Raw genomic sequence first — 12,762 nt, forward strand, 5'->3', positions numbered from 1 at the left:
CCCAGGCGGCGGTGCAGGCGGAGGCGCAGGGCGGCCTCCGGCTCGCGGCGGTGGCCGAGGTGGAGACGGTGGCGGCCTCTTCGGAAGGCACCTTCTCCGTGCTGATGAAGAGTCCTGGGAGTCGGGCGAGCGCGGCACCCGCCGGGGCGCGCGCGGCAACCACCGTCATCCAGCACCAGGGAGGAAATCGGCAGGTCGTCATTGAAGGCCAGCGCTGGCATGTGCCTGCGAACAAGTCGCTGAAGGACATTCCGGCGACCGACCCCGTTGGCGTACAACTTCAGGCGGCAGCCATACGTACGGCTCAGCGCTGGAGCGCCCGGGAACTCTCATTCAACGAGCAGAGTGCCATTGAGACGGCTGCTGCTCGCGGTGATTACTGGTTGGCGCGTCTGCTTGAGCGCGAGGCCCGGGGGCGCTTCGTGGAGAGCCGACTGAACGCGGAATTTCCGCAGCTCCGCTGGAGCAAGGTTGGCGTCGATGCCGTTGATCCAAGGACAGGCTGCTACTACGAGATCCTTTCAGGAACAGACTCGAACCTCGCCCTGCACGGCCAGCGCATGGCCGGTTTCCTCTTCCGGATGATCACCTTCTGAGCCCATCAAGTGCAGGAACATCATGATTCAGTTCAGCGACAGAGAGATTGAAGGCGAGCGGATTGAGCTGAACAGCAAGACGGAGTTCTGCTACCTGGGGCACAACCTGACCCTGAGAGGGTGCCATCTCATCATCAAGGTCCCCACACGGTCGTTGGTGATTACGAGGACACGGCTCATCGACTGCACCATAGACGTCAAACGAGAACTCACGAACTTTCGCTGGGAAGGCGTCATCCTCAAGGGCTGCCGCTTCACGGGTACGATGAGCGGTAATGACTTCGGCCGCTGGCCCTACGCGGAGCACCCCGAACTCGGCAGCATCGAGGACTGCGACTTCACGGGCGCGCATCTGGATGGGTGTCGATTCGTCGGCTGTGACGTCAGCACTCTTCGGTTCCCGGCGTGGCCTTGCTTCACCATCTGCGACCCCGTGCAGCGGATTGGCGAACTGGCCGCCCTCCAGTGGCCGGGGCAGCTCGGAGTCATCGTGCGCGTCCTCTCGAAGACCCCACCGTCCACGGCGGCCGTGACGTTCTCCGCGCCGAGGCTCGCTAGGGAATTCGGCACCACCGAAGCCGAGATTCGCGCCGTCCTGGACACCTTGGACGGCGTGAAGCTGTAGCCAGGCCGAGCCCGCGGGCCCACCGGGCTCAGAACATGTGTCCGAACGTCAGGTAGAAGCGCCGCCGCCCGGACTCGGTGGAGCGCGCGTAGTCCATGCGCACCACCGCGGCACGCCGGGACAGACGCAGGCCGCCGCCGATGCCCGGGTGCCACTCGTACCACTTGCCGTCCGGCACGCCCGGGTGCCACACGCGCCCGAAGTCCATGAACACCACCGCGCCCAGCTTCATGCTCTGCCCGAACACCTGGAGCTGTGTCGCCTGGAACCGCAGCTCCGTGTTGCTGAACGCCTTGATGTTCCCCAGGAAGCGGTTGCGCTCGATGCCGCGCACGCTGCTCATCCCGCCGATGCCCTCGGACACGTTGACGCCGCCCGTGTTGCTCCACTCGTAGAAGGGCACGTCGCCGAAGAGCATGTCCAGCGTCAGCCGGTGCGCCAGCGTCAGCCGCGAGGACAGCCGGAGGTAGCGCCGCTCGCTGAGCGTAATCCCCGCGTAGTGATACCGGCTGCCCGTCGCGCTGCCCGACACCCGCAGCGCCAGCTCCTCCACGCCGCCCTCCGTCGGGTCCGACTCGTCGTCACGCGTGTCCCACAGCACGCCCGCCAGGAGCTGCCCCGTGGAACCACCCTCCATGCCGAGCGGCTTCTCCTTCTCCAGCATGGACGTCTCGTACGTGTCCACGCTCGTGTGCCGCCAGCCGTAGCCCACGTACGACTGGAGCGGATGCGTCAGTCCGAAGGGCCGCCCCCGCAGGCGCACCCAGAAGCCCGGCGCGCCCTTGTCGAAGCTGTAGCGCGGGTCGCTCTCGTCCCCGCGGAAGTCCGGGGCGGACTTGTTGCCCGCGCCGAAGAAGGGGCTGCGCATCTCCCGCCGGTACTCCAGCCGCCCCTCCAGCCGCAGCTGTCCAATCAACTGCGGGCCGTCATAGCGGATGTAGTGGTTCTGGACGCCGCGGCTGCTGAAGAACACCTGCGCGCCGATGGCGTGCGCGTACGGCGCCTTCCCCGGCGCGTACAGGTACATGCCGCCCACGCCGCCGTAACCGAACCCGTGGTCCGAGCTGAAGCTCACCAACGGCAGCGCAATCGCGTCGACTCCCGCGTCCTTCTTCGCGGGTGCAAGGCCGGGAGCGGGCTTCGGTGGCGGAACCACCGGGGCGGCACTCAGGCTGGCGAGCAGCAGGACAGAGGGAATGAACATGAGGGGGCCCGCTCTGACGCTTCAGAGGAACAAAAACTCCCGAACTGCTGAGCGGCCCGGGCTGCCCGCCTACCCACCAGGAAGTCGGGCTCCTGGCGAAGGCGACCAGCCCCCCGAATGCTCATTTTGGCTCGCGGGGGAGGGGAGGCGTCAACGTGAGCAGCGTTATCACCCCAGCAATGCACCTGTGGGCCCTTGGCCTCGTCCGCCGCATCGGCTCAAAGGTTCCGCCCGCACCGCAACGCCGTCCCAGGAACGTGGCCATCGTCCACCTGGATGGTGTCCCCAAGACCCTCCTGGACGAGGCGATTGTCAGCGGGAAGATGCCGTTTCTGGCAAGCCTCGTCCGCTCTGGCACCTTTCACCTGGAAGACGCGTTCTGGGGCGCGCCCACGTCCACGCCTTACTTCCAGGCGGGGCTGCTGTACGGGATGCGGCACTCCAACCTGCCGGCGTATTCCTGGTACGACCGGGAGCTGGGGCGCAAGGTGCAGATGAGCACTCCCGTGGACGCGCTGGACATCGACCAGCGCCTGCGCGGCGCGGGCCGCACCAGCCTGCTCGACGGTGGCGGGCACGGGTACTTCTCCCTGTTCCGTGCGGGCGCGAGCAATGCGCTGAGCATGAGCACGCTCGCCAGCTTCAAGCTGATGGCGCGCTCGTTCTCCTACGAGATGATGGGCCTGTCCGCGGCGCGCACGCGGAGCACCTTCGCGTATCTGCGCTCGCTGGGCATGGACACGTGGCACGCGGCGCGCGAGGTGCGCCACTGGGCGCGCTCCCTGCGCGACTGGCGCCATGAGCAGACCTTCCTCGTCAGCCGCGTCCTCCTCCAGCGGTTGGGCTGGAGCTTCGCGCACACCAAGGCCCTGGTGGACATGGTGCGCGGCGTGCCCGCCATCTACCTCGTCTACGGCAACTACGACGAGGTGGCCCACCGCCGCGGGCCGCGCTCGGAGCTGGCCCTGGACGAGCTGCACCGCGTGGACGCGTATCTGTCAGAGCTCTACGCGGTGGCACGCACCGTGGCGCGGCCCTACGACGTCGTCATCCTCTCCGACCATGGGCACGTGGACAGCCTGCCCCTGGAGCAGCGCCAGGGCCGGCGCCTGGAGCAGTGGCTCCTGGAGAATGAAGACCACGAACCGCTGTCCGAAGACGTGGTGCGGGGCCTCTGCGATGGCCGCCCCCGGCCCGAGCCGGACACCCCCCCGCGCGCGCCCTTCACGCCGGTGGTGATGGAGTGCGGCAACTTCGCGCACGTGTACCTCTCCGGCGAGCGCCAGCCGCTGGAGGCCCGCGAGCTGCTGGCGCGGCACCCGGACGTGCTCGCGCGAGTCACGCGGAGCCCGGAGGTTGGCATCGTGGCGGTGCGGCGCGGCCACTCGGCGGTGGCGCTGGTGAAGGGCGGCGTCTACGGCCCGGATGAGCTGGACCGGGCGCCACTCTCCACGGAGTTCAGCAAGCGCGCCGTGGCGGACTTCCTCCGCGTGCTGCCGTCGATGACGACGGCGGGTGACGTGGTGCTCTTCGGCGAGGCGGTGCGGCGCGGCGGCACCGTGGGCTTCGCCTGGGAGTTCGGCTCGCACGGCGGGCTGACGCGCACGGAGGCCAACAGCCTGGTGTGCTGGCCGGCCGATGCGCCGGTGGACCTGTCCGGCCTGGGCCACTGCGCGCAGCTCCACGAGCGGCTCGCGGAGGCGTACCTCGACCCCGCGCCGCCCCTGCGGCTGGTGCTATGAGCGGCGGGTACGGGCAGGGCGGACGGACAGTCCTCAAGGTCCTGCTGGCGGTGGTGGGCCTGGTGCTCTCCGTCGTCCTGCTGTCCACGGCCTTCTTCCGGTGGCACCCGCGTGGGCCGGGGCCGCTGCTCGAGCCGCGCTTCCCGCTGGACGAGTTCGTACGTGATTTGCCCGGCCACCTCGTGTGGCTGGTGCCCTTCCTCCTCCTGCAGGCCTCCATCATCCCCCTGCGCGCGGTGCAGTGGCAGGCCACCCTGCGCCGGCCGGTGCCGCTGAAGGAGCGCTACCACCTGGTGGCCATCGGCGCCTTCGTCCACAACGCGCTGCCGGGGAAGCTGGGCGACGTCATGCGCTCGTTCCTCCTGTCGCGCACCCAGCGCATCCCCTTCCTGCGCTGCCTGGGCTCGGTGGGGGTGTGCAAGCTGATGGAGTTCGCGGCGCTGATGCTGCTGGTCTCCGCGTCCCTGCTGGGCCCCTTCGGCCGGACGCTGGCCCGCTTCGAGGGCGAGTTGAAGGTGGCCGTCTCCCTGTGCATCGGGCTGGTGGCGCTCGTGGTGCTGCTGGCCCACTGGTCCGCCCCGCTCGCGCATGCGCTGCACCGGCGGCACAAGCTGCCCCGCACGGAGAGCTTCCTCCATCACGTCAGTGATGGCCTGGGCACCGCCCGCTCCTTCACCGGCATGGCGAGGGTGTTCGTCTTCTCCGTGGGCCCCGTCCTCGCGTCCGCGCTCAGCTACGGGCTGGCGCTGCGCGGCATCGGCATCCAGGGAGGACTGTTCGCCGGCGCCGTCGTCCTGGGGGCCATCTCCCTGGGGCAGTCGCTCCCGGGCGTGCCGGCGGGCATGGGGCTGTTCTACTTCGTCACCAGCTGGGCGGCCCGTAGCCTGGGGGCCACGCCGGAGGACGCGGCGGCCTTCGCCACGCTCACCCACCTGGGCACCGTCATCAGCCAGGTGTCCGTGGGCGCCATCTCCGTGCACCAGCGGAAGATTCGAATCCGGGACCTGCGCAAGGGCGGCAGCCTGGCGCGAGAGGCCGCGCACCATGTGGCCCACGAGGCCGTGGAGCCCGCACCGCCCTGAAACGCAAAAGGGGTCCCGGTTTTTCAACCGGGACCCCTTCGCGACTTCATGCCCAGGAGAGGACTCGAACCTCCATGCCCTTGCAGGCGCTAGACCCTGAATCTAGTGTGTCTACCAATTCCACCACCTGGGCAGGTGGTGCTGCTGCTGCGGTGCTGCGGCTTGCGCCGTGCTGCGATGGGCGAGACGTATAGAGGCACCGCCCCGCCCCGTCAAGCACAACGTAACAACCCTACTTCTTCAGCGGCCATTTCCCTTCCGCCTCCAGCGCGCGGCGGATGACGGGGTTCTCGTCCATGAAGGCGGTGAGGGACTCCTCGGTGATTTCGACCAGGATGTCCTCGCCGCCCAGCTCCGTCTGGCAGCTCAACCGGGAGTACGGGCGGACGTCGAACCCCATGTCCAGGCGGTCGGCCTCCGCGTCCGTCTGCTCGCTCAGGGAGTCGAGGCCCTTGCGCACCCAGACATGGCAGGTGGAGCAGGCACAGACGCCACCGCAGCTATGCCCCACCTGGGCGCCGCACTGCTCGGCCGCGTCCAGCAGGGTGGTTCCCGCCGGCACGTCCGCGCTGACCTCGGCCAGGGGGCTCTTGAAGGTCACCTTCGGCACGTCAGAACTCCTCCACGGAGTGGCCGCCCACCACCTGGGTGATGGCCTGGTTCATCACCCGCTCGATGAAGGGGCGCGACGTCTCGTCCAGCGCGTGCACGGCCTCCTTCAGCTTCAGGTGGTCATTGCCCGCGGACAGCTCGCGCACCCGGGCCATGGCCGCGTCGATGGCGGCGCGCTCCCCGTCCTGGAGGAGTGAGCCGTGCTCACGGAGCTGGCGCTCGGCCTCGGCCAGGACGCGCTCGGCGTCCACGCGCTGCTCGCGCACCTGCCGCGCCTGGATGTCCTCCTCCGCGTGGTCGATGGAGTCGAGCAGCATCTGCTCGATTTCCTCGTCGGAGAGGCCATGGCTTGGCTTGACGGTGATGGACTGCGTGGCGCCGGTGCTCTGCTCCTTCGCGCTGACGGAGAGGATGCCGTCCGCGTCCACCTGGAAGCGCACCTCCACCCGCGCCATGCCCGCCGCCAGCGCCGGTATGCCGGAGAGGGTGAAGCGCGCCAGGCTGCGGTTGTCCTCCACCAGCTCGCGCTCGCCCTGCACCACGTGCACGTCCAGGCCCGTCTGCCCGTCCTTGAAGGTGGTGAAGACCTGCGCCGCCGCGGTGGGGATGGTGGAGTTGCGCTGAATCAGCTTCTCCACGATGCCGCCCATCGTCTCCAGGCCGAGCGACAGCGGAATCACGTCCAGCAGCAGCACCTCGTCCTGCCGGTCCGCGTTGGTGAGCAGGTCCGCCTGCACCGCCGCGCCCAGGGCCACCACCTGGTCCGGGTCGATGTCGCCCAGCGGCTCGCGGCCGAACAGCTCCGCCACGTACCGCCGCACCGCCGGCACCCGCGTCGCCCCGCCCACGAGAATCACGCCGTCCAGCTCCCCGGCCGCCACGCCCGCGTCCTTCAGCGCCCGCCGGCACACCACACCCGTCTTCTGCACGAGCGGCTGAATCCAGGCGTCGAAGTCCGCGCGCTTCACCACCTGCGTGTGGCCGCCCGCGGACAGCTCCACCTCGGGCGCGTCCGTGAGGGCCTCCTTCGCCTTGCGCGAGGCGGCCAGCACCTCGGCGACGAGGGCGGGGGAGGGCTCCGAAGCGCCCATCGCCTGGAGCACGTGCTGCGCGATGGCCCGGTCGAAGTCGTCGCCGCCCAGCGCGGAGTCGCCGCCGGTGGACTTCACCTCGAAGACGCCGTCCACCAGCTTGAGGATGGACACGTCGAAGGTGCCGCCGCCCAAATCATAGACGGCGAAGGTGCCCTGGCTGCCCTTGTCCAGGCCGTAGGCCAGCGCCGCGGCGGTGGGCTCGTTGAGCAGCCGCAGCACCTCCAGCCCGGCCAGCCGGCCCGCGTCCTTGGTGGCCTGGCGCTGGGCGTCGTCGAAGTAGGCGGGCACGGTGATGACGGCCTGCTCCACCTTGGTGGAGAAGTGCGCTTCCGCGCGGCGCTTGAGGGCGCGCAGGATTTCACCGGACACCTCGATGGGGTTCACCGGGGTGCCGCCGGCCACGTCGAAGCGGACCACCTTGGAGCCGGGGACGAAGCGGTAGTGCCCCAGCTTGCGCGTCTCCGCGTCGTCCGGGCTGCGGCCCATGAAGCGCTTCACGGAGCTGATGGTGTCGGTGGGGTGCTCGGGGGCCAGGCGCCGGGCCCGCGCGCCCACCACCACGCCGCCGTCCTTCGCGTAGTGCACCACGGAGGGCAGCAGCAGTGAGTCCCCCTCGTCCACGGGGACGCAGCGGGGCTTGCCGTGGACCACCGACGCCACCAGCGAGTTGGTGGTGCCCAGGTCGATGCCCACCGCCTGCCCCCTGGGCTTCAGCGGGTCGTGGATCTGCAGGTAGCCGTTCTTGCTCACGACAGACTCTCCTCCTCGAACGCGTCCACCTGCTCGAGGAAGCGCGTGAAGTAGCGCACCCGCCCCAGCGCGTGCGATGCCTTTTTCACCAGGGCCTGCCCGTCCGCCCCCGGCCCGCCACCCTCCAGGGCGCGGAGGGCGCCCGCCGCCTCTCCGAGCGCCGCCTTGCGCCGGGCCTCCACGTCGGTGGCCATGGCCCGGGCGCGCGGCAGGTCCTTCTTCTCCATGGCGGTGTCCAGGGCCTCGCGCAGCTCCATGACCTCCTCCAGGAACTCCAGGGGCATGTCCTTCTGCGCGCCCGCGTCCTCGCGGTCCAGGTCGATGCCGTGCAGTTTGAGGAGGTAGAAGGCGCGGCGCACCGGGTCCTTCAGCGTCTTGAAGGCCTCGTTGAGGGCGGTGGTGCCCTCCAGCGCCTTCAGCCGCTCGCGCGCGTCGGCCTGCGCCACCCGGTCCGGGTGCAGCTGCAGCGACAGCTCGCGGTACTGCTTCTCCAGCGCCGGCACGTCCACGTCATAGGCGCGCGGCAGCCCGAAGACGTCGAAGTGGGTCCTCACAGGGGGCTCTCCAGGGGTGACAAACGAAAAGGGCCCGGCGGCTGGCCGGGCCCGGTGACGGTGGCTCCCCCGGGGAAGGGGAGCGCGGGTCAGACGGCGAAGCTCTCGCCGCAGCCGCAGGCGGCCTTCACGTTGGGGTTGTTCAGCTTGAACCCCGAGGCCATCAGCGTCTGCTCGAACACCAGCTCCGTGCCGATGAGGTACAGGTAGCTCTTCGGGTCCACGAAGACGCGGACGCCGTCCTTCTCGAAAATCTTGTCGCGCTCGCGGGCCTTCTCCGCCCACTCCATGGAGTACTGGAGGCCGGAGCACCCGCCGCCCTTCACCGCCAGCCGCAGGCCGGCCTCGGGCGTCTGGCGCTGCTCCAGCAGCTCCTTCAGCCGGCGCACCGCGCTATCCGCGATGACGATGCCCTTGGGGGCGGGCTTCGCCGCGGGCGCGGTGGCAGGCACCTGGCTCTGCTGCGTCGTCTGCTGGGTCGCCTGCTCGCTCATCGTTCCGTCTCCCATGGGTCCCTCCCCCGAAGATAAGGAGGGGGAGCGTTCCCGGCACGCGTCAGGACGCCTTGGCCTGGCGCGCGGCGCGCTTCTTCTTGAAGTCCTCGATGGCCGCCTTGATGGCGTCCTCGGCCAGCACGGAGCAGTGAATCTTCACCGGCGGCAGCGACAGCTCGCGGGCCACGTCCTTGTTGGAGATGGTCATCGCCTGGTCCACCGTCTTGCCCTTCACCCACTCGGTGACGAGCGACGAGGAGGCAATCGCCGAGCCGCAGCCGAACGTCTTGAACCGCGCGTCCTCGATGAGGCCGTCGTCGGAAATCTTGAGCTGCAGCCGCATCACGTCGCCGCAGGCGGGCGCGCCCACCAGGCCGGTGCCCACGTTCGGGTCTTCCTTGTCCAGCGTCCCGACGTTGCGGGGGTTCTCGTAGTGGTCGATGACCTTGTCGCTGTAAGCCATACCGACTCCTTCAACGGCTGCTTCTCACCAAAGGTTCCGGAGGGCAATGCCCCCCGGCCGGGGGGCCATGCGCTCCGCTGTATGCCGGGAAAGACGCGCTAATGCGCCGTCCACTCGATGCTCTTGAGGTCGATGCCTTCCTTGGCCATCTCGTAGAGCGGGCTCATCTCACGCAGCTTGCGGACCTTGTCCACGACCAGCTCCACCACGTAGTCCACCTCTTCCTCGGTGGTGAAGCGGCCCAGGCCGAAGCGGATGGAGCTGTGCGCCAGCTCCTCGTCCACGCCCAGCGCCCGGAGCACGTAGGACGGCTCCAGCGAGGCGGACGTGCAGGCCGAGCCGGAGGACACCGCCACGTCCTTGATGCCCATCATCAGGGACTCACCCTCGGCGTGGGCGAAGGAGATGTTGAGGTTGCCCGGCAGCCGGTGCTCCAGCGAGCCGTTGATGATGGTCATGTCCAGCGCGTCCGTGAGCCCCTTCCGGAGCTTCTCGCGCAGGCGGAGGATGCGGGCGGACTCCTCGGCCAGCTCCTTGCGGGCCAGCTCCGCCGCCGCGCCGAAGCCGACGATGGCCGCCACGTTCAGCGTGCCGGAGCGCATGCCGCGCTCGTGGCCGCCGCCGTCGATGATGGGGGCGATGCGCACGCGCGGCTTGCGGCGCACGTACAGCGCGCCGATGCCCTTGGGGCCATACATCTTGTGCGCGGTGATGGACGCGAGGTCCACCTTCATGGCCTCCACGTCGAAGGGCACCTTGCCGATGCCCTGCACCGCGTCGCAGTGGAAGAGCACGCCCTTCTCACGGCACAGCGCGCCAATCTCCGCGACGGGCTGCACGGTGCCAATCTCGTTGTTGACGAACATGATGGAGACCAGCACCGTCTTCGGCGTCATCGCCGCGGCCAGCTTCTCCAGGCTCACCCGCCCGTCCTTCTCCACGTCCAGGTAGGTGACGCGCGCGCCGCCCGTGGGGCGCTCCGCCCACTTCTGGTAGACGGCGTCGTTCTCCACGTCGTACTTCGCCGCCAGCTCGGCCAGGTTGTCCTCGGTGACGTCCTGCCCCGAAAGCTCGGACAGGCGCAGCGCCTTCAGCTCGTCCAGGCGCTCCTGGCGGATGCGCTCCAGGCGCTTGCAGGTGTCCAGGACGGCCTTGTGCTCCGTCTTCAGGGTGATGATGTGGTCACCCTTGGACTTGTAGAACTCGATGACGCCCTTGATGGCCAGGTTGTCGGACTCGGTGGCGCCGGAGGTGAAGACGATTTCCTGCTCGGACGCGCCGATGAGCTCGGCCACCTGCTGGCGGGCCTTCTTCACCGCCGCCTCGGCCTTCCAGCCGAAGACGTGGTTGCGGCTGGCCGCGTTGCCGAAGTCCTCGCGCAGGTAGGGCAGCATGACTTCCAGCACCCGCGGGTCCAGCGGCGTGGTGGCGTGGTTGTCCATGTAGATCGGCAGCTTCACCATGTGCTTCCAGTACCTTCCTGATGGGGGCCCGAACCGCCCCCGCGCCCCGGCACCTTGAACTGGCGCGCCGCGGAGGCCTACACCGGCGTACCTGAATGTGGACCGGACTGGTCAAATATAAAAGGGCGTGCCCTCGGGTCAAGCGAACATAAGGAGGGCAGGAGACCCGGAAGGTGCACCAGAAGGGGGCTGGAGCCGCTCCGGAATCGCGCCGCCGGAGTCAACGCCGCGCCGCCGTGGATCACTCCGGGTGCGCCGTCCTGGAGCGGGGTGGTCCGGAATGGCGCGGCCCCCTCGCCCAAGGTCCTGATTTCCCGGCGGGCCATGCCCTGGCCGGCCGCCTGCACAGGCTGCCTCACGCAAGGAGGCAGGCATGAGCGCGAACACGAAGCAGGCGGCCAGAGTGAAGGAGTCCCCCGAGTCCGGTGAGGGCGTGTCCCGGGTGCAGCTCGTCCGGGTGGACGGCGGGGGCGGCGGGGGCGGGCAGCCCCGTCACCTTGAGGGCTGGCGCGCGGGCAAGCCGGTGGAGGACCCGGAGAAGATGAAGCGCTGGGGCCTCATCACCGCGCGGCCCAGCGAGTTCCTGGTGCACATGCGGCGCGGCCGGGTGCGCGAGGTCAGCGGCCAGGGCGCCAGCTGCTTCAAGCTGCCGGGGGACTCGGTGGCGATTGTGCCCACCAGCATCCAGCGGCTGCAGTTCAGCGCGGACCAGGTGACGAGCGAGAAGGTGGGCGTGCAGGTGACGGGCCTCGCGGTGTACCGCATCGCGGACCCGCTGGTGGCGTTCCGCATGCTCAACTTCTCCTTCCCGGAGCGCGCGCAGGAGAAGCTGGCGGAGCTTCTGCGGGAGATGTTCGTGGGCGCGGCGCGGCGCCTGGTGGCGAACATGTCCGTGGAGGAGTGCCTCTCCAAGCGCAAGGAGGGCATCGCCGCGGAGCTGATGCGCGAAATCGCGCCGGTGGTGGCGGGCCGGGGCAAGCTGGAGGACGAGACGGACGCCGGCTGGGGCGTCATCCTCGACACGATTGAAATCCAGGACGTGCGCGTCCTGTCCTCCACCGTCTTCGAGAACATGCAGGCGCGCTTCCGCCGCGAGTCGGAGCGGCAGGCGCGCGAGGCGGAGCTGGCCAAGGAGCGCTTCGTCCACCGCGAGGAGACGGAGGCCGAGCGGCAGCTCAGCCTGCAGCGGCTGGCCGCGGAAGAAGAGGTGCGCCAGAAGAAGCAGGTCTCGGACGAGCAGGCCCGGCTGGAGGCGCTGGCGGTGGAGGCGCGCGTCGCCGAGGCGAAGCTCGCCCAGGAGCGCACGCTGAAGCAGGAGCACGTCACGGTGGAGCGCGAGGTCGCTCTCACCCGGCTGGCCGCGGAGCAGGAGGTCCGCCAGAAGAAGCAGGTGTCCGACGAGCAGGCGAAGCTGGAGGCGCTGGCCGCCGAGTCGCGCCTGGCCCAGGCGAAGATTGTCTCCGAGCGGGCGCTGTCCACCAGCCGCGCGCAGGTGGAGATGGAGAAGCTGCAGCGCGAGCAGGAGGTGGAGCTCGCGAAGCTGAGGGCCGAGCAGGAGGCGGAGGCGGAGAAGGGGCGGATGGCGCTGGAGCGCCTTCGCCGCGAGCAGGAGCAGGCCATGGCGCGGCACGAGGCGATGCTCGCCGAGCACCAGCAGGAGGCGGAGCGGCTGTACGCGGAGCTCCAGGTGGTGCAGGCCCGCAGGTCCATCGTCGAGACGGAGGTGGTCATCGCCGAGCTGCGCGCGCGCAAGGACCGCGCGCTCCAGGAGCTGGAACTGAACAAGGCGAAGGTGCTGCGCGACATCGAGAACACCGTCAGCCCGGAGGTCATCCAGATGACGCTGGCGCAGCAACTCCCCCAGGTGGCCGCCGCCTTCCAGCAGAAGATGGGCGAGGTGCACGTCACGGCGGTGGATGGAGCGAACCCATTTGGCTACATCGCCGCCGCTGTGGAGGGCGTCATGGGCCTGGCGCGCTCCGCGGGCTTGAAGGTGCCTGCTTCCCCGCCTGGTGCTCCTGCGCAGTAGCCCGTTGCCCCGGGTCTGCGTATAGAAGGGCAGCCCTGGGGCATACGGAGCAGA

At 69.4% G+C, this 12,762-nt stretch carries 11 protein-coding genes, 1 tRNA gene and 1 pseudogene; 5 read left to right on the plus strand and 8 right to left on the minus strand.

What is annotated here, in order from left to right; all coding sequences use genetic code 11:
- Together K8638_RS40805 and K8638_RS40810 are read left to right on the plus strand one after the other, a co-directional pair.
- A pseudogene (locus K8638_RS40805) lies at positions 1-596 on the plus strand (hypothetical protein); the annotation flags it as partial.
- A 22-nt stretch (positions 597-618) separates the two neighbouring features.
- Positions 619-1,221, plus strand: a complete 603-nt coding sequence (locus K8638_RS40810; RefSeq protein WP_223760181.1) for a pentapeptide repeat-containing protein — start codon at positions 619-621, stop codon at positions 1,219-1,221.
- A gap of 28 nt (positions 1,222-1,249) precedes the next feature.
- Here K8638_RS40810 and K8638_RS40815 read toward each other — a convergent pair whose 3' ends face one another.
- Positions 1,250-2,425, minus strand: coding sequence for a BamA/TamA family outer membrane protein (locus K8638_RS40815; protein WP_223760182.1), 1,176 nt, complete (start codon positions 2,423-2,425; stop codon positions 1,250-1,252).
- Between the two features lie 257 nt (positions 2,426-2,682).
- On the opposite strand from K8638_RS40815, the gene K8638_RS40820 reads away from it, so the two are divergent.
- Both K8638_RS40820 and K8638_RS40825 read left to right on the plus strand, forming a co-directional pair.
- Positions 2,683-4,167 (plus strand): alkaline phosphatase family protein, encoded by a 1,485-nt coding sequence (locus K8638_RS40820; RefSeq protein WP_370644240.1) that lies wholly within the window; start codon positions 2,683-2,685, stop codon positions 4,165-4,167.
- The gene (locus K8638_RS40825; protein WP_223760183.1) at positions 4,164-5,249 is read left to right on the plus strand and encodes a lysylphosphatidylglycerol synthase transmembrane domain-containing protein; all 1,086 of its coding nucleotides are present in this window, start codon (positions 4,164-4,166) and stop codon (positions 5,247-5,249) included. Before K8638_RS40820 ends, K8638_RS40825 begins: the two co-directional genes overlap by 4 nt.
- A 49-nt stretch (positions 5,250-5,298) precedes the next feature.
- Here the strand turns inward: K8638_RS40825 and K8638_RS40830 are convergent.
- From K8638_RS40830 to K8638_RS40860, 7 genes are all read right to left on the minus strand, one after another.
- A tRNA-Leu gene (locus K8638_RS40830) sits at positions 5,299-5,382 on the minus strand.
- 99 nt (positions 5,383-5,481) lie between these two features.
- Complete coding sequence (locus tag K8638_RS40835; protein ID WP_223760184.1) at positions 5,482-5,859, minus strand: 2Fe-2S iron-sulfur cluster-binding protein; 378 nt, start codon at positions 5,857-5,859, stop codon at positions 5,482-5,484.
- 1 nt (position 5,860) lies between these two features.
- Entirely contained in the window at positions 5,861-7,705 is a 1,845-nt protein-coding gene (gene hscA / locus K8638_RS40840) for a Fe-S protein assembly chaperone HscA (RefSeq protein ID WP_223760185.1), read from the minus strand.
- Positions 7,702-8,259 (minus strand): Fe-S protein assembly co-chaperone HscB, encoded by a 558-nt coding sequence (gene hscB, locus K8638_RS40845; protein WP_223760186.1) that lies wholly within the window; start codon positions 8,257-8,259, stop codon positions 7,702-7,704. Before hscB ends, hscA begins: the two co-directional genes overlap by 4 nt.
- 89 nt (positions 8,260-8,348) lie before the next feature.
- On the minus strand, positions 8,349-8,753 hold the full coding sequence (locus K8638_RS40850) for an iron-sulfur cluster assembly accessory protein (protein ID WP_223760187.1): 405 nt from the start codon (positions 8,751-8,753) through the stop codon (positions 8,349-8,351).
- 61 nt (positions 8,754-8,814) lie between these two features.
- A complete protein-coding gene (iscU, locus tag K8638_RS40855; RefSeq protein WP_223760188.1) occupies positions 8,815-9,216 on the minus strand; it encodes a Fe-S cluster assembly scaffold IscU in 402 nt (133 codons plus the stop codon).
- A 98-nt stretch (positions 9,217-9,314) separates the two neighbouring features.
- Positions 9,315-10,676, minus strand: coding sequence for an IscS subfamily cysteine desulfurase (locus K8638_RS40860; RefSeq protein ID WP_223760235.1), 1,362 nt, complete (start codon positions 10,674-10,676; stop codon positions 9,315-9,317).
- Between the two features lie 376 nt (positions 10,677-11,052).
- On the opposite strand from K8638_RS40860, the gene K8638_RS40865 reads away from it, so the two are divergent.
- Entirely contained in the window at positions 11,053-12,708 is a 1,656-nt protein-coding gene (locus K8638_RS40865) for an SPFH domain-containing protein (RefSeq protein ID WP_223760189.1), read from the plus strand.
- Positions 12,709-12,762 lie beyond the last annotated feature (54 nt).

This window comes from Myxococcus sp. RHSTA-1-4 (genome assembly GCF_020037125.1).
In the GTDB taxonomy this organism is placed as follows: domain Bacteria; phylum Myxococcota; class Myxococcia; order Myxococcales; family Myxococcaceae; genus Myxococcus.

Excerpts from the sequence above, each read along its gene's own strand:
- K8638_RS40810 (WP_223760181.1), top strand. The coding sequence starts at position 619 with ATGATTCAGTTCAGCGACAGAGAGATTGAAGGCGAGCGGATTGAGCTG.
- K8638_RS40815 (WP_223760182.1), bottom strand. The coding sequence starts at position 2,425 with ATGTTCATTCCCTCTGTCCTGCTGCTCGCCAGCCTGAGTGCCGCCCCG.
- K8638_RS40825 (WP_223760183.1), top strand. The coding sequence starts at position 4,164 with ATGAGCGGCGGGTACGGGCAGGGCGGACGGACAGTCCTCAAGGTCCTG.
- K8638_RS40850 (WP_223760187.1), bottom strand. The coding sequence starts at position 8,753 with ATGAGCGAGCAGGCGACCCAGCAGACGACGCAGCAGAGCCAGGTGCCT.
- iscU (WP_223760188.1), bottom strand. The coding sequence starts at position 9,216 with ATGGCTTACAGCGACAAGGTCATCGACCACTACGAGAACCCCCGCAAC.
- K8638_RS40865 (WP_223760189.1), top strand. The coding sequence starts at position 11,053 with ATGAGCGCGAACACGAAGCAGGCGGCCAGAGTGAAGGAGTCCCCCGAG.